The organism is Campylobacter upsaliensis (assembly GCF_900637395.1).
In the GTDB taxonomy this organism is placed as follows: domain Bacteria; phylum Campylobacterota; class Campylobacteria; order Campylobacterales; family Campylobacteraceae; genus Campylobacter_D; species Campylobacter_D upsaliensis.
In genome coordinates, this window is the sequence record NZ_LR134372.1 from 1056901 (window position 1) to 1076178 (window position 19278).

Consider the following 19278-nt stretch of genomic DNA (forward strand, 5'->3'; position numbering starts at 1 on the left):
TTACAAAATAAAAGTGTAATTCATTTTATTTTATAAAAAAATAAAAGCTATAAAAGCTTAAATTTTATGAGTAAAATAGTAACATTTTAAAGCTTTAAAATGCGAGGATTTTCACTGATAAGCTTTTTCATTCCTCTAAAAATTAACAATTTATCATAAATAGCATTGTCAAAAAAATTTGCTAAAAACTGACCATCTCCTCCTGTAAAATATAATTTTTCATTTTTTGCCACATCTTTGATAAGTAAATAAATTCCTTTAAAAACAGCATAGCTTAAGGCATCGCTTGTTTTTTGTGGAAAGGCATCAAAGCTAATTTGTGTGTTAAATTCACTTTTTAAGCGTGGGGATATATGAGCGTAAATTTTTTTATAATTAGCAATTCCGGGCAAAATGAATCCTCCCAAATGAATAAAATTCGACACCAAATCCACAGTAATTGCGCTTCCAGCATCAACAACCACTCCATCGCTTATAGTATAACAAGCCGCGATTCTATCCACGCCAAGCCCCTGATAAATCGTATCAAAAGCAAAATAAGGCTCAAGATTGATAAAATGATTTTGTGTGGATAAATAATTTTTAAGTCTTTCATTGACATTAATATAATAAATTTTTTGCTCACTTTTAAATTCTAAAAACTGCTCTATGTTTAAAGTAAAATATTTATTATCATCTAAAAAATTGGCACTAGAATTACCTATATCACATAGAAGCATTAATACTAAAGCCTTTCATTTGCAAATAAGTCTTAGCCTTAGAACAAAGCGTTGAGTGTGAAATGAAAGAAAAATTAGCATTTTTAATATTATATTTTTCCAAAACATCAAGACATAAGCGTTCTAAAAATACTGCATCTTTTAATACAAATCTCGACTTGCCCGTATAAGAAAAAACCAAATTCTTCCCACTCAAAACACAAGAATAGCTTCGCTTCTTGGTAAATTCACTCAAATCCACATCAATCCTATAAAACTTTATCTAAATCCAAAATACGATTATCGTAATAAAACTTATTTCCATCCATAAAAGATTTTTTATCTATGGCTCCTTCGAGTTTAAAAATTTCTATATTTTCAAGTTTAGTATCACACTTAATTAAAAAACCCATTTTTTCAAAAATATACAAATGATTTCCATAAATGCTTGCTTTATTAAAAATAGCAAATTCAAATTTCTTTTCATCAAGCTTTTTTAACTCAAAATCCGTCTTTATCACACTTCCATCTTTTCCTAAAATAAAAATAGCATTATCATCAACAAGCACTTCTTTAATATCTAAATCTAAATAAAAAGTCTTTACAGGAGTAACAACTATAATCTTTTTTCCACTTGCAGCTATCATTTTATCACCTAAAACGCTTAAATGAATAATATTATTAAAAAAGTCTTGCGATGAAACAATCACATCTTTTATAATTTGAGAACTAAGTCTTGAAAAAACAACAAGCTTTCCATCCAAGGTAGGATAAATAATTAACTCTCCTAAAAATACAGGAGCAGCAAAACGATAATCTTGTGCTACGGCTTGCGTGAAAGTCTTAGAAAATTTCACGCCTAAACTACGATTTGCCAAAACAATAGTATTATTTGCCAAAATTAAAGCAATATCATCTCCATCTAAAGCTACACTTAAAACACTCGCATCAAATTGATATGCGTAAAGCTCCTCCTTATCCGCATTTAAAATTTTCAAATTACCCCTATTATCCGCGACAACAAATTCGCCATTTTGATAATGTAAAAGAGTATAATTTTTCTCTAGTTTAAAATCTAAAATGCCGTCATTTTTGAAGATTGTTTTGCTATTATTTAGTTTAGCTGAAGCAATATTATAATCAATAATTTTAGCTCCCAAACTTCCATTAGAATTTAAAACTCCATCCTCATAGCTAGGTGTAAAATACTGCCTTTTTGTGCCACAAGCACAAAGCAAAAAAAGACAAAAAAGAGTTACTATAATATGTTTCATTGTGATATACCTTGATAATGTTTAAGATTTTTAGCAATTTTCTCTAGAGGCGTATTTGGCTTAATTTGTGCAAGAAGAACATTTGCTTCTTCGATTTTCTTTTGCTCTAAAAGAACATAAGCTTCCAAAATTTTAGCATAATCTTTTAAAAATATGGATTTATTATTGTTAGTCAAAGCTATAATATTGCGAAATAAAGGGTCGATTTTTTCACTCTCACTCAATGTGTTAAGTTCTTGCAAAATTTGCGTATTTGTTGGATTTTGAGTCAATTTCTGCATTAAAAAAATGGCATATAAATTAAGATTTTTATTTTTTAATTTATCTAAAAGAATTTTGTCGTCATTTTTTACGAGCAAATTGGCGTAAATTTCATTACTTTCCCTTACATTACTCTCTTTTATAGTATCCATAATAAAACTGACTATCAACCATAAAACAAAAATAATGACAAAACTGACAAGATAAAGTTTATATTTGCGTATAAATCTCTCACCTTTGATGAAATTTTCCAAAAATTGCTCTTCTGTATTCATCTCTGTTTTTATCGCTTTTAAATTCTCTTTTAATGCCAAAATAATTCCTTATTTAAATTTTTGCAAAATTGTATCATAATAAACGCAAAATATTCTAAACAATTAAGCCTTTTATGTTATAATTCGCTCGAAATTTTGAAAAATTTAGGATTACAAATGCAAATTGATGAAAAACTTTTAAATAAGCTTGAGAAACTTAGTGCTCTAAAGATTAATGAAGAAAAAAGACAAAGTGTAATTAACGAATTGAGTGAAATTGTCAATTTTGTCGATAAGCTTAACACGCTAGATTTAAGTCAAAACAAAGTTACCATTAGCACACTAAAAGGTGGCACACCTTTAAGAGCCGATGATGAAAAAACATCTGAAGTGATAGAAAATGTATTAAAAAATTCACCTAGCCACGAGGAAAGATTTTTCTCTGTGCCAAAAATCATAGAGTGATTTACTCATCATTTTTGGATTTAAAGTAAAATGTGTTTTATAGATTTTTATTTTTAAGGGTAAGATTAAAATGAATTTTTATTGGTTTGATGCTTTTATTATTGGCTTCACTTTATTACTAGGACTTAAAGGAATTTTAAATGGACTATTTAGGGAAATTTTTGGACTTTTAGGTATAGTGGGTGGAGTTTTTGTTGCTTCAAAATATGCCAATGATGGTGCTTCCTTCATACAAAATACTTTCTATAGGATAGAAAATGAATCTTTAGCTTCTTTTGCGGGCTTTTTGGCGATCTTAATTGTTTTTTGGATTGCTTGTTTATTACTTGGAAATTTTTTAGCAAAACTTGTTAAACTTAGTGGCTTAGGCTTTCTAGATAAAATTGGTGGCTTTTTGTTTGGCGGAGCTAAGGTTTTTTTAATTTTTGCAATTTTAATCTTTTGTGTCGCTAGAATAGACTTTTTAAACGATAAATTAGAAAATTTCGCCAAAGATAGCTACACCTTAAATTTACTTAAAAACACCGGTGCATTTATAATGAATCAGCCTTTAGCGAAACAAAACCTAGAAGAGGCGCAACAAAATTTAAAAGAAAGTGTAGAAAATATATCCAATGAAGCTCAAGGACAATAAATGCTAATGGAAAATTTAGAATATGATGTTTTACTTGAAAAATTTAAAAAAATTTTGCGTGAGGGTGGGCTCAAATACACAAAACAAAGAGAAGTTTTACTTAAAACGCTTTACCATAGCGACACACACTACACTCCAGAAAGCTTATATATGGAAATCAAACAAGCCGAACCAGACTCTAACGTCGGCATAGCCACAGTGTATAGAACGCTTAATTTACTTGAAGAAGCTGAAATGGTAACCTCCTTATCCTTTGGCTCTGCGGGCAAAAAATACGAACTTGCAAACAAGCCTCACCACGACCATATGATTTGCAAAGTCTGTGGAAAAATTATAGAATTTGAAAACCCTATCATCGAAAGACAGCAATCTTTAATCGCCAATGAGCATCATTTTAAACTCACGGGACATTTAATGCAACTTTATGGAATTTGTAGCGATTGCAATCATAAAACAAAGGTAAAAATATAAATGTTTGATAATATTTTAGAACAGCAAAGAATCGCCAAAATAGCAGAACTTAAAACAGCAGGGATCAATCCTTACCCACATTTTTTACAAAAAGAATTAAGCATTAAGGAATTTAAAAATAAATTTGCTTACATTACACAAAAAGATGAAAAAAGAGATGAAAAAGTCTTAGTAAGCATAGCAGGACGCGTTAAGCTTTTAAGAATAGCCGGAAAATCTATCTTTGCAAATATAGAAGATGAAAGTGAAAATGTCCAAATTTATTTTTCTAAAGACAGCATAGGGGAAGAACAATTTAATCTCTTTAAGAAAAATTTAGAAGTGGGCGACATTATTCTAGCTAAAGGCTATCCTTTTTTAACGAAAATGGGAGAATTTAGTCTGCACATTAGCGAATTAATTCTTGCGACAAAAAGTATAGTGCCTTTACCTGAAAAATTTCACGGACTCACAGATATAGAGCAAAGATATCGCAAACGCTATGTGGATATGATTATGAACGCAGATGTTAGAAAAGATTTTTTCACGCGCTCTAAAATTGTGAGTTTGATTAGACATTTTTTTGAAAATAAAGGCTTTTTAGAAGTAGAAACCCCTATGATGCACCCCATTGCAGGTGGAGCAAATGCCAAGCCTTTTGTAACCTTCCATAATGCACTAGGCGTAGAAAGATTTTTAAGAATTGCTCCAGAACTTCATTTAAAAAGGTTAATTGTAGGGGGATTTGAAGCTGTTTTTGAGATTAATCGCTGTTTTAGAAATGAAGGTATGGATCTAACGCATAATCCAGAATTTACAACCATTGAATTCTATTGGGCTTATCACAATTATAGGGATTTGATGGATTTAACAGAGAAACTTTTCGCCCTACTTTTGAAAGAATTAAATTTAGAAACGAAAATCACATTTGACGATAAAATCATCGACTTTTCTAAACCTTTTGAAAGGATTAGCTATAAAGAAGCCTTAAAAAAATATGGAAATTTAGACAAAGAACTAATTGAAAACAAAGAACAAATTCTAAATAAACTCAAAAATGACGGTTTTGAAGCAAATGAAAAATTAGATTTAGGACATTTACAAGCAGAACTTTTTGATCATTATGTCGAAGATAAGCTTATTAATCCCACTTTCATTATAGACTTTCCTATATCTATAAGCCCTCTTTCAAGGCGTAGTGAAAAAGATGAAAATATAGCCGAGCGTTTTGAGCTTTTTATCGCAGGTAAAGAGATAGCTAATGGTTTTAATGAATTAAACGATCCGCTTGATCAATATGAAAGATTTTTAAAGCAAATCGAAGCCAAAAATGCTGGAGATGAAGAAGCGTGTGAAATGGACGAAGACTTTGTTAATGCTCTAGGCTATGGTATGCCACCAACTGCTGGTGAGGGTATAGGCATTGATAGGCTTGTAATGCTTTTAACCGGAAAAAAATCTATCCGCGATGTGATTTTATTTCCAGCGATGCGTCCGTTAAAATCAGAACTTAAGGAGGATAAAGAATGAGTTTAGAGCAATTTGATAAAGAAATTTACGATCTTACCACTGCAGAATTAAAGCGTCAATGCGATGGACTTGAAATGATAGCAAGTGAAAATTTTACTCTGCCTGAAGTGATGGAGGTAATGGGTAGTGTTTTGACAAATAAATATGCCGAAGGTTATCCGGGGAAAAGATATTATGGTGGCTGTGAGATTGTTGATGAAATTGAAACTCTTGCTATCCAAAGATGCAAAAAACTCTTTAATTGTGCCTTTGCTAATGTCCAGCCAAATTCAGGCTCACAAGCAAATCAAGGCGTTTATGCTGCCTTGCTTAATGCAGGAGATAGAATTTTAGGTATGGATTTAAGCCACGGAGGACATCTTACACACGGAGCTAAGGTTAGTAGCTCGGGTAAAATGTATGAAAGCTTTTTTTATGGAGTTGAGCTTGATGGGCGTATTAATTATGAAAAAGTAAGAGAAATAGCACACATCGTTAAGCCAAAACTCATTGTATGCGGGGCAAGTGCTTATGCTAGGATTATTGATTTTGCTAAATTTAGAGAGATAGCCGATGAAGTGGGGGCTTATCTTTTTGCAGATATTGCTCACATTGCTGGACTTGTCGTAGCTGGTGAGCATCCTAGTCCTTTCCCTCACGCACACATCGTAAGCTCAACCACACACAAAACCCTAAGAGGTCCTAGAGGTGGAATTATTATGTGTAATGATGAAGAAATTGCTAAAAAAATTAATTCTGCGATTTTTCCTGGAATTCAAGGCGGTCCTTTAATGCATATCATTGCCGCTAAGGCTGTGGGCTTTAAATTTAATTTAAGTCCAGAGTGGAAAAACTATGCCAAGCAAGTTGTACAAAATGCTAAAGTTTTAGCAACAATTTTAATGGAAAGAAAATTCAAACTTGTAAGTGATGGCACAGACAATCATCTTGTTTTAATGAGTTTTTTAGATAAAGAATTTAGCGGTAAAGATGCGGATTTAGCTTTAGGAAATGCAGGCATTACTGCCAATAAAAACACGGTCCCTGGTGAAACGCGTAGCCCTTTTATAACAAGTGGCTTAAGACTTGGCACACCAGCACTTACTGCAAGAGGCTTTAAGGAAAAAGAGATTGAAATAGTAGCACACTCCATTGCGGATATTTTAGATGATATCAACAATACAAATTTACAAATCAACACAAAAGAAAAGCTTAAAAAACTTGCGAGCAATTTTATCATTTATCCAAAGGCTATGTTTTGATTTCCGCTATGGATATGTCGCTTATAAAAATGATAAGCGATCATTATTATATTAAACGAGATAAGATTGTCAGCAAATGCGAACATAGAGGTAGATATTTTTTTAATAAATTTGAAAGGATTGATGCTCCTCTTAACGCAAATATTTTAAGAGAACACGCTAATAAAAAAATCATTGTTGCTCACGACCTTATCACAAAAGATAATAAGGTCGAAAATATCGTTTTTGACTATAATGGCTTTAACGCTGAGAGGTTTTGGCATAGAGCACAGCTTATCCTACGCGAAGAGGGTTTTATTAATTTTACAGCCTACAAAACTAAAACGCCAGGACATTTGCATCTTTATATCCATAAAGGACACACGGCTTTAAATGAGGGCTATTCTCTAGCCTCTAAACTTTCTATGATGTTTGCTAGTAAAATGCCTATTGAATGGAAGGTTTTTCCTAGTATGGATATGCCAAGGGATTTTAATATTTTAGTGGTGCCTTATGAGGTTTATCAAAAAGAACGCGGTAGTTCGTGGTCTAAACATATGTAAAAAGGAAAATTATGGAAAACAATAAAAAAAATGAATTTGATGACATCATCTTAGAAAAAAGTAATAAAAATGAGAAAATTAAGAAAATTCTCCTTAGAGCTATCGCTCTTATCATACTTTTTTTAGTCGTTATGATAGTTATGAAGCTTATCAATAGCGATGAAAGCACGGAGCAATTAACCCCACCAAGCGAACCAATCACTCAAACCCCAACAGAATCCAACAATGGTTTTGAAAATATGCCAATCACAGAAAATAGCCCTGAAGATCAATTTGATCTTTTAAGAAAACAACTTCAAAGCGAAGAGAGTAACGAAAGCTCTCAAGCTCAAATAGAGCCTAGCGTCAATAACGAAACACAAACGCCTCCACCTGCCATCCAAGAGCCAACAGAGATAGAAGAGCAAACGCCTCCACCTGTCGCTAAACAAGAATCAAACCCGGTAAAGCAAAACATAGCTAAACCAAAACAAGAAGCTCCAGTCAAAGAAAACTCTAAGAAAGAAACTCCTAAAAAAGAAGCTAACCCTAAGGACTTATTTAAAAATGTCGAAGCTGTCCCAACACACTCAAGCGGTCTTGCTATGGGTATGTATGTGCAAATTTTTTCGGTTAGTAATTTAGACCAAAAATCTAAAGAACTTGCCAATGTCAAAGCTAAAGGTTATGATTATAAACTCTTTAAAACGACGGTTAATGGCAAGGAAATTACTAAGGTTTTAATCGGTCCTTTTGAAAAAGATAAAATTGCAAATGAACTTGCAAAAATTCGCCAAGAAATAGCAAAAGACGCCTTTTCTTTCACGCTAAAATGAAATTTTTTTGTGTCATAGGCGATCCTATTTCGCATTCTAAATCGCCTAGAATTCACAATAATGCCATTAAACTCTTAGGGCTTAATGGCATCTATACTCGCTTCCACCTTAAAGATAAAGAAAAGCTTAAAGAAAGCCTTTTTAAGCTTGAATTAAATGGTGCAAACATTACCCTACCCTTTAAAGAAGAAGCCCTTAAAATAGCCGATTTTAAAGATTATTTAGCCGAGCAAATAGGCTCTGCCAATACTCTTATTTTAAAAGAAAATCAAATTTATGCTTACAATACAGACGCACCGGGCTTTTTAAAGGCTATTGAGGAATTTAAAGATGTAAAAAAAGCCTTAATTTTAGGTGCGGGAGGCACGGCTAGAGCTATCGCTTATGCCTTAAAACAAAAAAATATTACAAGCCTTATAGCAAATAGAAGTGAGAAAAATTTCGCCCATTTTAAGGATTTTAATTGTGTGCTTTATGAGGATTTAAAGGACTTTAATTTCGATCTTATCATTAATAGCACTTCAGCAGGTTTAAGCGATGATTACTTGCCTTGCGATGTCAATTTATTGAAAAAAATACAAACAAAATACGCTTTTGAAGTGATTTATGGTAAAAAAACGCCTTTTATAAAATTTTATGAAGAAAAACATATCAAACATAAAGATGGGCTTGATATGCTTTTATGGCAGGGCGTTTTTGCTTTTGAGCTTTTTTTTGACTTAAAAAATCAGCAAAAACAAATTCAAAAAGCTATGTTAGAGGCTCTAAATTTAAGCTAATTAGCTCTCAATTTTACGCTAATATCTCCCGCACCAAAGCCTATAATAAGCCCCTCGTCAAAAAGTTCTCCTTTATTTGCCACTAAAAATTTACCCTCTCTTTTAATATCATCTATAAACAAAGCCTTAGGAAAATGTGTCCTTAAATCAATCTCAATTTCATCTTCTCCAGCCGCATAAACAGGCAAAATAACAAGAGCATCCACCTCACTAAAAGCCTCCTTAAAATGCTCCAAATTTGCCACCAAACGCGTATAACGATGTGGCTCAAAAATGGCTGTGATTTTAGAATAATTTGCAAGTTTTGCATACTCTTTTGCGGCACTTAAAGTTGCCTTAATCTCCGTTGGATGATGTCCATAATCATCAATAATAGCCAAATCTTCATCTGCATATAAAATATCAAAACGCTTTTTAATGCCTTGGTAATTTTTAAGCTTTAAACGCACCTGCTCCACATCTTCAAATTCCAAAGCTGCCATTACCGCTAAAGCCGCATCAAGAGCTAAATGATAACCCATACCAAAAACACTAAATTGCCCCAAATCTTTAAATTCAAAACGCGTAAGTGGCTTATAATCTTCAATTTGCATAGAAACATTTTTAATATCCAAACTTGGATAAAGCCTTAAAGCTTCGCCTTTATAGTTTCTTAAAAAATGATCTTCAGCATTAATCACTCGTATTTTAGCTGCATTTAAAAAATCCGCATAAGCATTATGGAGCTTAGAAAGGTCGTTATTATAATGCTCCAAATGTTCAGCTTCTACATTTGTAACAATCGCCAAATAAGGATTTGAATTTAAAAAAGAGCTATCACTCTCATCTGCCTCAAAAACAAGCCTTTCGCTCTCTTTATAAATCATATTTGAACCAAATTCCTTAAGCACCGCCCCGATAATCACGCTCGCATCATCAAACAAAGAAGCCAAAATGCTAGAAGTCGTGCTTTTGCCGTGTGCTCCAGCCACTGCAAAGACCTTTTTATCTTTTAAAATTAAGGGTAAAGCTTCTTTTCTTGAAAGACATTTAATGCCAAGGGCTTTAGCGTGTTTAAATTCTTTATTTTCCTCCTTAATCGCCGCAGAGTAAATGACTAAATCCTTACCACACACATTTTCTTCACTATGCGGGATAAATACTCTCACACCCTCGCTTTCAAGCTCTTTTGTAATTTTACTAGGCTTTAAATCACTCCCGCTAATCTCATAGCCCTTTTCTTTTAAAAATCTAGCCAAAGCAGAAATTCCTATGCCGCCTATACCTATAAAATGAATTTTACGCATCATAAACCCTCTTTATAAAAGGGAGAATTCTAACAGCCTATGTTGAATGCTTGATTAAGAAAAATTTAAAATTGTAATTTATAAGGCGGTTTAAATTTTTAAAAGCTTTTAAAAGCATTATATTGATAACCCTCATCAATCATCTCATATATCACATTAGAAACTCTTTCTTTAAATTCTTCTTTATTATCAAGCTGTGTAAAAAAATCCTTGTTTCTCTTAAAAAATTGTAAATATTGAATTTTAAAAATATCCGCAAATAACCTGCGTGCATTTTGCTCATCGCCTAGAGAATCTCTAAAAGTCTGCTCCTTTGCAATATCATCTTTTAAATCCATAAGTTCTTTTGCTATCTTTTCATTTGTCCCAAAATCCACGCTACCAAATTTAGTGTTAAATTCCCTAACGATGTTTAATAAGCGTTCAAGCTCTACTTTCTTCTTGCTAGAGCCATCGGCACTTGATGGTTTAACCCCGCCTTTATCCTCCTCTAGCTCTATATCCTTTTTGCTCTCAAGTATTATGCGTATGCTATTTAAATCTACATTATTTAATATCCCCTTTGCTAAATCCTCCGTGCGTGGTGGGGCAATCTTTGTGATAAGCATTTTTAGCAAAATAGATAATTTTTCAAGTTCTATATCATTAAAGGGTAAAATTTGTGCTAGAAAAGAATATTCCCTTAAATACACCCTTGCCTTTGTGTAAAATTCTGTCTTTTTATCATCATTTTTTGCGTTATATTCTTTTATCATATTATCAAGTTTAGAGTGGATTTTATCCTCGCTTTGCTCATCTAAAATAGCTTTTGCAAAGTCATCTAACTCATATTGCGTATAAATTCCATAGTCAAATAACTCGCTTTTAAGCGTGTAAATATTATCGATATTTGTCGGCTCTTTAAGATAAGTTTGCCCATAAAAAGCGCTAAAAGATTTGCCAATCTCCTCGTGTGTGTTTGCAAAGTCTAGCACACAAGTATCCTCTTTATTTTTACAGATTCTATTCAGGCGTGAGAGTGTTTGCACCGCACTTATGCCCTCCAAGCGTTTATCCACATACATTGTATGTAAAAGCGGCTCATCAAAGCCTGTTTGATACTTCTCTGCGACAATTAAAAAGCGATAATTATCCTTTTTAAATTCATCTTTTAGCATAGCTTCACTAAAGCCATTTAGCTCTGCTTCGCTATAACTTTCCCCATTTATTTCCTTATCCCCTGAAAATGCCACTAAAGCTTGATACTCTGGGTAATTCTCTTGTAAATACTTTTTAAAGAAAAGATAATATTTAACCGCATTTTCCCTAGAGCTTGTAACGACCATTGCCTTTGCCTTTTCGCCGATTTTTTTATAAATATTTTGAAAAAAATGCTCTATCATTATTGTTGCTTTCTTTTCAATCGTTGCGATATGATTTGTTACATAAGCTCTTAATTTTGCATTTGCCTTTTTCTTATCGTATTCCCTATTATCATTTTTAGATACGATTTTATAATAACTTGCATAAGTGATATAGCCCTTTAACACATCAAGGATAAAGCCCTCTTCTATGGCTTGTTTCATAGAGTAAAGATGAAAGGGGATAAATTTTTTCTCCCCATTTATCTCACAAGCACTTCCAAACATTTCTAGCGTTTTTGGCTTAGGCGTAGCAGTGAAGGCAAAATAACTTGCATTTTTTTGAAATTTCTTATTTTTGATGATTTTTATCAGCTCTTCTTCTAAGTCCATTTCGCCCGTTTCTTTATCATCTTTATTGCCTATGGCTTTTCCCATTTCTTCTGCGTTTTTACCACTTTGGCTTGAATGTGCTTCATCGATGATAATAGCAAAGCTTTTATCTTGTAAATGCGTGATTTCATCGGCGATATAGGGGAATTTTTGTATGGTTGTAACGATGATTTTTTTACTCCCTTCTATGGCGGCTTTTAGCTGTTTGCTTCCCTCTGTGATAGCTTCTACAAGACTTCTATTTTCCGTGAAAGACTTGACATTTTCTCGTATCTGTCTATCAAGCACCCTTCTATCCGTTACGACTAAAATGCTATCAAAAACCTCTTTTTCTTTATGATTTTCCACTCTATGCAAACTTACTAAATTATGCGCTAACCACGCTATGGAGTTGCTTTTCCCACTTCCTGCACTATGCTGGATAAGATACCTTTGTCCCACGCCTTTTTCTTTTACATCTTTTAAAAGCTTACTTACGACATCAAATTGATGAAATCTAGGAAATATCACAAATTCCGCCTTATCTTTTTTCACAATTTGTGCGAAGTTAAAAAGCAGATTTGCTAAAGTATCCTTTTGCAAAAGCTCTTCCCAAAAATAGCTCGTTTTCATCTTATCTTTTACCGCAGGATTGCCTCCACCACATTCACACCCTATCGCCCCACTTCCATTATTTAGCCCACGGTTAAAGGGTAAGAATCTCGTCCCCACTCCCTCTAGCTTTGTGCTCATATAAATTAAATCACTATCTAGGGCAAAATGCACCACACTTTGCTTAAATATACTCTCTCTAGGGTCTCTATCTTTTTTGTATTGTTCTATGGCATTATAGACATTTTGACCTGTGAAAGGGTTCTTAAGCTCCATAGTGATAAGTGGCAGTCCATTTAAGAAAATCACCATATCTAAAGACTTATTATTTTTTTCACTAAAATAAAGCTGTCTAGTGATAGAAAAGATATTTTTCTCATAATTTTCTAGGGCTTGTGGATTGTCGCTTGAAATTGGCTTAGAGTATGCTAGAGAGAGTTTAACGCCCATTATTTCTATATGCGATTGCAGGGCTTTTAGAATTCCTCTCCGCCTTATTTGTGAAGACACTTCTTTTAGGAGTTCTTGCTCTCCTATGTTTTTTTGCTCTAGCTTTTCTAGGCTATCTTTTTGACTAGATTCTAAAAAGTGTAAAAACAATTCTTTATCTACACATAAATTTTTATCATAGTCTTTACTTACTCTTTTGATATAGCCATTTTCTAATAAAGAAGATTCTATCAAGCTTTCTAAGTCTTTTTCTGTGTAATTTCTCATTTTACTTCCTTTCTAAATTTATCCTACCACAAACGGCTTCGTTTATGAGTGTGTTTTTGTATTCCTTCACAAGTTCTATTTGCTTTTTTGTTTTCTCTATGACTGAATTGATTTTTTCACATTTTTCATCTAAAAAATTTGCGATTTGCTTTTGCTCTTGGAGTGGGGGTAAGGGGATTTTGAAGTTTTTGATAATATCTTGACTAATATTGGGTTGTCCGCCACCATATGCCATTGAAATAAGGTCTTGTCTTTTTGCAATAAAATAATAAAAAACAAATCTTGTATTCAAATATTTACTTTCACATAAAACACAACACGCCTGATTTGTGCAAGCATCAATTCCTAAAATAGATACTTTCCCTATTGTTGCTCCATACATAGCTATAATCAAAGAGCCTTTGGGGGAAATTTTTAACGCAGAGTATGCCATCATTGCCTTTTGTGTAATTTTATTTTTGCTATTTGTTAATACAGAATCGTTTAAATCCCCAGAGTTAATCCAAAAAATATTACCATTTTTATAATACTCATCATTGTCGCTTTGCGGTGTCGTTCCACTGCTAATATTTTTATAAATTAATCCGCTTCTTGCCACTTCCCAGTGGTGTGGAATAAGCCCGAGATATTCTATACCGCTAGGTTTATAGGCGGTTGTAGATACTTCGCTACGCTCAGTATGACAAGCTACCCTGCCGCAAACGGCTTCATTAATTAGGGCTTGTTTTTTCTCTTGTAAAAGTGTGATGAGCTTTTGCTTTTTGTTGATGTAATTTTGAATTTTTTCACATTTTTTATCTAAAAATTCCGCAATCTCTTTTTGCTCTTGGAGTGGGGGCAAAATTAAAGGAATATCTAAAAAATGCTCTTGCCTTAAATTAATTCTTGTAAATCCACTACAAACAGACATAAAATATCTTTTATAGCTTAAACTAGATAAAAGATAATTGAGATACATAGGATACGCTTCTCGCTCTATTCTAAAGCCCTTGCAAAAGGTATTTAAATATACTTCATCATCATTTAAATATATTGCACTTTTTCCTACATCTTCAAAAGTTTCGCTACTTTGCAAAAATAAAATATCATTTTTTAAAACTTTATTTTGCTTTTCTTTGCTATCTATAAATACATATTCCATTAAATCTGGATTGATAACTGCGTTGTTGCAAACATTTGTAAAAGTAATATAAGGTTTAAAATTTAGTTTGTATTCCTTGCTAAAATCTTTGATTGTTTTTCCTGTAACCCCACCAAAAATTTCCCCAATATATTTTAATTTTTTAATTTCCCAACCTTGCGGAATCTCCCCAAGCCATTCTATACCGCTAGGTTTATAAACACGCATTATAGAATCTCCCTTAATAAATCCTGCGTTTCTTGCTCTAAGTCTTGTAAATCTTTATTGATAGATTCTAGGCTTCGTGGGGCTGTGTAGGTATAGAAATATTTGTTAAACAAAATCTCATAGCCTACCACTTTGCTTTCCCACGCTATCCAAGAGTTTGGCACATAGGGCTTTACTTCGTTTTCATAGTAGCTTTGTATATCTTGTGTGAGGGGGATTTTCTCCGTGTTGTTTGTCTTATCAGAATCTATGAGTAAATTTTCCTCTGCTTTTTTGAGTTTGACATCAAGGAAGTTTATAAAGTCTTCTTTGCTTGTGAAATCTTGCGGATTTGCCTCTAGCTCCTTAAGCTTTGATACAAGCTCATCTTTTTGCTCTAGGGCTTGAAATTTCTCATCGTTTAGTAAAATTTCTATGCTTTTTGGTCTCTCAATGATGATTTTAGCATAACCAAACTCGGTGTTATCATAAATCTTGCAGTCATCATTTTGTATATTTGCTAAGAAAAGATTTGTAATCTTGTCTATATGTTCTTTTGTCATATTATTTTGCTTTTGCCCTAGGGACTTTTTCATCTTTGTGTAATATGTCTCTTTTGTGGCATTTATGAGCTGGACTTTGCCTTTTTTAGATTCTATTTTGTTGTTAGTTAGAATCCATATAAAAGTAGGAATGCCTGTGTTATAAAACATATTTGTAGGCAAGGCGATGATGGCTTCTAGGAGGTCGTTTTCTATGATGTATTTGCGGATAGCTACCATACCGCTATCGCTATTAAAAAGTGAGCTGCCATTATGCACGGAGGCTATGCGAGAGCCTACGCCATTATTCTCGCTTGGCTTTTTCATCTTGCTTAGCATATTTAGCAAAAACATCATCTGCCCATCGCTTTTACTTGTAATGCCTACCTGAAATCTTGGGTCATTGCAAGTGGTGATTCCGCCTTTTTTGCTGACATCTAATTCTTTTTGGTCTTTTTCCCACGATTTGCCATAAGGGGGATTTGTCAGCATAAAGTCAAATTTTTCGCCGCTTAGTTTGTCTTCGCTTAGGGTTGAGCCGTATTTGATATTGTCGGGATTTTCGCCCTTTATCAGCATATCGGCTTTACAAATGGCGTAGGTTTCTGGGTTTATCTCCTGCCCGTAGAGATAAATTGTAGCTTTAGATTGGATAAGCCCTTTTTCATCTGTGATAAAGTCTTTAGATTCTGTAAGCATACCGCCGCTTCCACAAGCATTATCATAGATAGTAAAAGTGCCTTTTTGGATTCTATCTTTTATAGGCAAAAAGACTAAATGTGTCATAAGCTCTATAAGCTCTCTGGGTGTAAAATGCTCTCCAGCTTCTTCATTATTCTCTTCATTAAATCTTCTTATAAGCTCTTCAAAGACATAGCCCATACCGAGGTTGCTTAAGCCCTTATGGATAACTTCGCCTTTATCGTCTTTAATATCGTGCATAGAGAGATTGATTTTAGGAGAGCAAAATCGCTCTATAACGCCATAAAGGATTTTTGCTTCATCAAGTGTATCAAGCTGATTTTTGAATTTAAACTTTGTGATAATGTCTTTGATATTTTCACTAAAGCCTTCAAGGTAGTTTTCAAAATTGATTCTAATGTTTTTGGGGTCATTTAAGAGCTTTTTAAGTGTGAAATTTGAGTGGTTGTAGAATGTGGTCTCACTTGCATTGCATAGTAAATCTTTTAGAGTATCTTCATCTGCTATATCTTTGTCTTCGTTGTAAGTCTCTAAAACTTTATCTTTTGTCGGCTCTAAGATAGCATCTAGCCTCCTTAAAATCGTCATAGGCAGGATAACATCGCGGTATTTACCCTTTACATACACATCACGCAGTAAATCATCTGCCACACTCCAAATAAAACTAATAATAGGCTGAAATTGATGGATTTGCATAGATACTCCTTTTTTGACGAATTATAACACCATTACAAATTTAAAGCAAAGTTTCAACGATTATCAAATTTAAAAATGCTACAAAAAAACGATAAATTTAAAAGAAGTGGCGGACAGAGAGGGATTTGAACCCTCGAGACCCGTTAAGATCTGCACCCTTAGCAGGGGTGTGGTTTCAGCCACTCACCCATCTGTCCGTAAAAAGAAAGTGTGATTATAATAAAATTTAAATAATACTCAGCTTAAAGCCGAGCATTATAAACTTAAATAAGCTAAAAGTATCGTTACTAAAAGCCCGATAGCAAAAGTCGTAAGCTGTTTAGCCCTATCCTTTTTACTTGCAAAAAATGTTATCATAAGCCCAGAAAGATAAAGTAAAAATAGCACCACCCCAAAGCCCACAGAAAGCACGGAAAAATACCACGCCGCTTTATCTTTATGCAGCATTATCATATCTCCTAAAATGCTTCTAGTTTTAAGCGTAATCTCATAATGATTTGCCACAGGTTTCATTTCTACACTATAATGCGTCCCTCCCATTAACATCACATTAGCCGAATTTCCATTACCTTTACCCTTACCAATGCGAAGTTCGGTATTACTTGGAATTTTTAAATGATTTTCTTTTAAAAATTCTAAAAGCGTCTCGCGTTCCTTACCCGCCTCTATATTTTTTTGCAAAATATAATTTTGCGTTTTAAGTCCCACATCTTGATTGAAACCAAAAATATAAGCCATACCAGTAAAAGCAAAAAGCACAGCACAGGGTAAGAAAAAAAGACTAGTGTAAATGTGAATTTGCCTAAAAAGCTTATTTTTGTTAATCATATTTCACTCCTTGAAAGATTTAGCGTATTATAAATATAATCTGTGAAGTGAAAGTGAAATGAAGATAAGCCCGACTTTGCGGGCTTAAATTATTGCTTATCAATGACTTGATGATTGTAAGGCTTGAGATTTTTATCCCTTTCGATTAGGGCATTTGATGGGCTACCATTGACATTATCGTGCTTATAATAGCGTTCTCCCTCCTTATGTCCGTTAAGCTCGACTTTGTAGCGTATCTCGCCCGGATTTAGCTTTTGCATATCTTCAAAGCCTAAATTTGAGGTTTTAAAATCTGCTATGCCATTTGCGTTAGCGATTTCTACAAGCTTAGTTTGACCCATTCTAGCCATATCCACAGCTTGTAAAAGCATTCTAGAACTTTCTCTTGGATTATGAAAGCCTGTTGAATTTTCCGCACCGATGAAATCAGCTCTCATTTGTGCTTTTCTATGAAGCTCTAAAACTTCATTTAACTCTTCATTAATCTTCTTCACATCTGCCTTACCTTCGCTTTGATAAGATTCTAAAGCACCAAGTGCATCACGCATTGTTTTAATGTCTGTGATAAGACTAACGATTGCATATTCTGCTGTTCTTAGATTATGTGCGGTTGAGTTTTGAATATCTTTAATTTGAGCTTTAAGATAATCCTCACTTTGATTATGACAAGTTTTACAAGCAGCGTTAATGTCTGCTAAAGGTGAAGTGATATTATGCTGAGTCATTTTCTTCGCACCTTTTCTAATATAAGGCATATGACAATCCGCACAACTTACACCATTTGCCGCATGCACACCACCACTATAAAGCTCACTTTCAGGGTGTTGAATTTTAATCATAGGCGCACCGCTGATTTTATGCGCCCAGTCTTTGTCAAAAACTTTACGCACTTTTTCATAATATTCGTCAAACATTTCTATTCTAAATGGCTCACCTTTTTTCCACTCACTCCAAGGGAAAACAAGCTCTATCCCAGCTACTTCGATTTCGGTAGGCTTGTTACCATCTCTCCAAGTGTCAAATTCATCGTAAGTTTTTTGTGTGCCGTTCCACCATTTTTTGCTTGTATCATTTGCTATACTTTCGCCCATAACCTTAACTTTTTCGCCTGTTGGTTTGAAATAATACTCCACATGGCACTGCGAGCAAACTAAAGTTCTCATTTCTTCTCTAGTCGCTTTCACGCCCTGCTCCGCATCTCTTTCATAACCTCTAGCCACTAAGGCATTGATAGCGGCTGGGCGTGTAAGTCTTAAGCTCATATTATTTGGAGTATGGCAGTCCGCACAGGTTACGCCCATTCTCTTACCTCCGTGTGGTCCGCTATGCTCTACTGAGCCTTCTTCATAGCCATTAACCGCTGGGATATTTTTAATCATAGTCCAGTATTTAGTCGAGTTAAACGCTACCCAGTCATCTTTAGCGACATTTTTCAAAAGCCAAGGAGTCCAACCACTATGGCAATTCATACAGGCTGTTGGCTGTCCGCCAAAACCTGCAAAGCCGTGAGCGTTAAGAAAATCTTTGTTATTTCTAGCTGTGTCCATTTGATCAACTTGTATCCAAAAATGTCCCCTTTCTTCATTTGCGTCAATAGAAAAGGGATACCCCGCCCAAAGCACAGTAAGCTGCGGATAGCGGATAAGTTTAGAATAAGCCAAATTTCCACCAAAATCCGTCTCAAAAGGCTTTTCCTTCTCCACAGTCAAATACATATCTAAATAATCAGGGAAATTTTTACCCCACTCATCAAAGGTAGGATTATCATCACTCATCTCCACGAAATTTTTACTGACGATACCTCCTACGCTTTCTTGTTGCTTTTGATTCACATCATTATTAAGCCATAACACTCCGCCGATTAAAGCGATAACTACGATTATACCGAAGTATAAAGGACCCTTCTTATTCAT

General features: G+C 34.0%; 18 protein-coding genes and 1 tRNA gene. 8 read left to right on the forward strand and 11 right to left on the reverse strand.

The window, feature by feature from the left end; translation table 11 throughout:
• Positions 1 to 86 precede the first annotated feature (86 nt).
• The 4 genes from EL158_RS05335 to EL158_RS05350 are packed head-to-tail and all read right to left on the reverse strand — an operon-like array spanning position 87 to position 2547.
• Positions 87 to 719 (reverse strand): type III pantothenate kinase, encoded by a 633-nt coding sequence (locus EL158_RS05335; RefSeq protein WP_027304581.1) that lies wholly within the window; start codon positions 717 to 719, stop codon positions 87 to 89.
• Positions 706 to 960 carry a hypothetical protein gene (locus EL158_RS05340; protein WP_027304580.1) on the reverse strand — a complete coding sequence of 85 codons (255 nt, stop codon included), beginning with the start codon at positions 958 to 960 and terminating at the stop codon, positions 706 to 708. Before EL158_RS05340 ends, EL158_RS05335 begins: the two co-directional genes overlap by 14 nt.
• Positions 961 to 967: 7 nt before the next feature.
• Entirely contained in the window at positions 968 to 1972 is a 1005-nt protein-coding gene (locus EL158_RS05345) for a hypothetical protein (protein WP_027304579.1), read from the reverse strand.
• The gene (locus EL158_RS05350; RefSeq protein ID WP_027304578.1) at positions 1969 to 2547 is read right to left on the reverse strand and encodes a hypothetical protein; all 579 of its coding nucleotides are present in this window, start codon (positions 2545 to 2547) and stop codon (positions 1969 to 1971) included. The genes EL158_RS05345 and EL158_RS05350 overlap by 4 nt, the downstream gene beginning before the upstream one ends.
• Before the next feature lie 117 nt (positions 2548 to 2664).
• Between EL158_RS05350 and gatC the strand changes: the two genes are divergently transcribed.
• The 8 genes from gatC to EL158_RS05390 all read left to right on the forward strand — a co-directional run bounded on the left by gatC (position 2665) and on the right by EL158_RS05390 (position 8943).
• A complete protein-coding gene (gene gatC / locus EL158_RS05355; RefSeq protein ID WP_027304577.1) occupies positions 2665 to 2952 on the forward strand; it encodes an Asp-tRNA(Asn)/Glu-tRNA(Gln) amidotransferase subunit GatC in 288 nt (95 codons plus the stop codon).
• Between the two features lie 70 nt (positions 2953 to 3022).
• Positions 3023 to 3586, forward strand: coding sequence for a CvpA family protein (locus EL158_RS05360; protein WP_004277507.1), 564 nt, complete (start codon positions 3023 to 3025; stop codon positions 3584 to 3586).
• Positions 3587 to 4057, forward strand: coding sequence for a Fur family transcriptional regulator (locus tag EL158_RS05365; RefSeq protein ID WP_004276395.1), 471 nt, complete (start codon positions 3587 to 3589; stop codon positions 4055 to 4057).
• Positions 4058 to 5566: a lysine--tRNA ligase gene (lysS, locus tag EL158_RS05370; protein ID WP_027304576.1), complete on the forward strand. Its 1509-nt coding sequence runs from the start codon at positions 4058 to 4060 to the stop codon at positions 5564 to 5566.
• Entirely contained in the window at positions 5563 to 6807 is a 1245-nt protein-coding gene (locus tag EL158_RS05375; RefSeq protein WP_027304575.1) for a serine hydroxymethyltransferase, read from the forward strand. Before lysS ends, EL158_RS05375 begins: the two co-directional genes overlap by 4 nt.
• The gene (locus EL158_RS05380; RefSeq protein ID WP_027304574.1) at positions 6804 to 7349 is read left to right on the forward strand and encodes a DUF1882 domain-containing protein; all 546 of its coding nucleotides are present in this window, start codon (positions 6804 to 6806) and stop codon (positions 7347 to 7349) included. Before EL158_RS05375 ends, EL158_RS05380 begins: the two co-directional genes overlap by 4 nt.
• 11 nt (positions 7350 to 7360) lie before the next feature.
• The gene (locus tag EL158_RS05385) at positions 7361 to 8164 is read left to right on the forward strand and encodes an SPOR domain-containing protein (RefSeq protein WP_027304573.1); all 804 of its coding nucleotides are present in this window, start codon (positions 7361 to 7363) and stop codon (positions 8162 to 8164) included.
• On the forward strand, positions 8161 to 8943 hold the full coding sequence (locus EL158_RS05390) for a shikimate dehydrogenase (RefSeq protein ID WP_027304572.1): 783 nt from the start codon (positions 8161 to 8163) through the stop codon (positions 8941 to 8943). Before EL158_RS05385 ends, EL158_RS05390 begins: the two co-directional genes overlap by 4 nt.
• Here EL158_RS05390 and murC read toward each other — a convergent pair.
• The 7 genes from murC to EL158_RS05425 form a co-directional block, all read right to left on the reverse strand.
• Positions 8940 to 10232 (reverse strand): UDP-N-acetylmuramate--L-alanine ligase, encoded by a 1293-nt coding sequence (gene murC / locus EL158_RS05395; RefSeq protein ID WP_081788102.1) that lies wholly within the window; start codon positions 10230 to 10232, stop codon positions 8940 to 8942. The genes EL158_RS05390 and murC overlap by 4 nt on opposite strands.
• 95 nt (positions 10233 to 10327) lie before the next feature.
• The gene (locus EL158_RS05400) at positions 10328 to 13270 is read right to left on the reverse strand and encodes a type I restriction endonuclease subunit R (protein WP_027304570.1); all 2943 of its coding nucleotides are present in this window, start codon (positions 13268 to 13270) and stop codon (positions 10328 to 10330) included.
• 1 nt (position 13271) lies between these two features.
• The gene (locus EL158_RS05405) at positions 13272 to 14618 is read right to left on the reverse strand and encodes a restriction endonuclease subunit S (RefSeq protein ID WP_027304569.1); all 1347 of its coding nucleotides are present in this window, start codon (positions 14616 to 14618) and stop codon (positions 13272 to 13274) included.
• A complete protein-coding gene (locus EL158_RS05410; protein ID WP_027304568.1) occupies positions 14618 to 16537 on the reverse strand; it encodes a type I restriction-modification system subunit M in 1920 nt (639 codons plus the stop codon). Before EL158_RS05410 ends, EL158_RS05405 begins: the two co-directional genes overlap by 1 nt.
• A 107-nt stretch (positions 16538 to 16644) precedes the next feature.
• Positions 16645 to 16734 (reverse strand) — tRNA-Ser (locus tag EL158_RS05415).
• Positions 16735 to 16792: 58 nt separating this feature from the next.
• On the reverse strand, positions 16793 to 17365 hold the full coding sequence (locus tag EL158_RS05420; protein WP_027304567.1) for a membrane protein: 573 nt from the start codon (positions 17363 to 17365) through the stop codon (positions 16793 to 16795).
• Positions 17366 to 17454: 89 nt separating this feature from the next.
• The gene (locus tag EL158_RS05425; RefSeq protein WP_027304566.1) at positions 17455 to 19278 is read right to left on the reverse strand and encodes an ammonia-forming cytochrome c nitrite reductase subunit c552; all 1824 of its coding nucleotides are present in this window, start codon (positions 19276 to 19278) and stop codon (positions 17455 to 17457) included.

Coding starts and splice junctions, on each gene's coding strand:
- EL158_RS05335 (WP_027304581.1), bottom strand. CDS start 719: ATGCTTCTATGTGATATAGGTAATTCTAGTGCCAATTTTTTAGATGAT.
- EL158_RS05345 (WP_027304579.1), bottom strand. CDS start 1,972: ATGAAACATATTATAGTAACTCTTTTTTGTCTTTTTTTGCTTTGTGCT.
- gatC (WP_027304577.1), top strand. CDS start 2,665: ATGCAAATTGATGAAAAACTTTTAAATAAGCTTGAGAAACTTAGTGCT.
- EL158_RS05360 (WP_004277507.1), top strand. CDS start 3,023: ATGAATTTTTATTGGTTTGATGCTTTTATTATTGGCTTCACTTTATTA.
- EL158_RS05365 (WP_004276395.1), top strand. CDS start 3,587: ATGCTAATGGAAAATTTAGAATATGATGTTTTACTTGAAAAATTTAAA.
- lysS (WP_027304576.1), top strand. CDS start 4,058: ATGTTTGATAATATTTTAGAACAGCAAAGAATCGCCAAAATAGCAGAA.
- EL158_RS05375 (WP_027304575.1), top strand. CDS start 5,563: ATGAGTTTAGAGCAATTTGATAAAGAAATTTACGATCTTACCACTGCA.
- EL158_RS05385 (WP_027304573.1), top strand. CDS start 7,361: ATGGAAAACAATAAAAAAAATGAATTTGATGACATCATCTTAGAAAAA.
- EL158_RS05390 (WP_027304572.1), top strand. CDS start 8,161: ATGAAATTTTTTTGTGTCATAGGCGATCCTATTTCGCATTCTAAATCG.
- murC (WP_081788102.1), bottom strand. CDS start 10,232: ATGATGCGTAAAATTCATTTTATAGGTATAGGCGGCATAGGAATTTCT.
- EL158_RS05400 (WP_027304570.1), bottom strand. CDS start 13,270: ATGAGAAATTACACAGAAAAAGACTTAGAAAGCTTGATAGAATCTTCT.
- EL158_RS05405 (WP_027304569.1), bottom strand. CDS start 14,618: ATGCGTGTTTATAAACCTAGCGGTATAGAATGGCTTGGGGAGATTCCG.
- EL158_RS05410 (WP_027304568.1), bottom strand. CDS start 16,537: ATGCAAATCCATCAATTTCAGCCTATTATTAGTTTTATTTGGAGTGTG.
- EL158_RS05420 (WP_027304567.1), bottom strand. CDS start 17,365: ATGATTAACAAAAATAAGCTTTTTAGGCAAATTCACATTTACACTAGT.
- EL158_RS05425 (WP_027304566.1), bottom strand. CDS start 19,278: ATGAATAAGAAGGGTCCTTTATACTTCGGTATAATCGTAGTTATCGCT.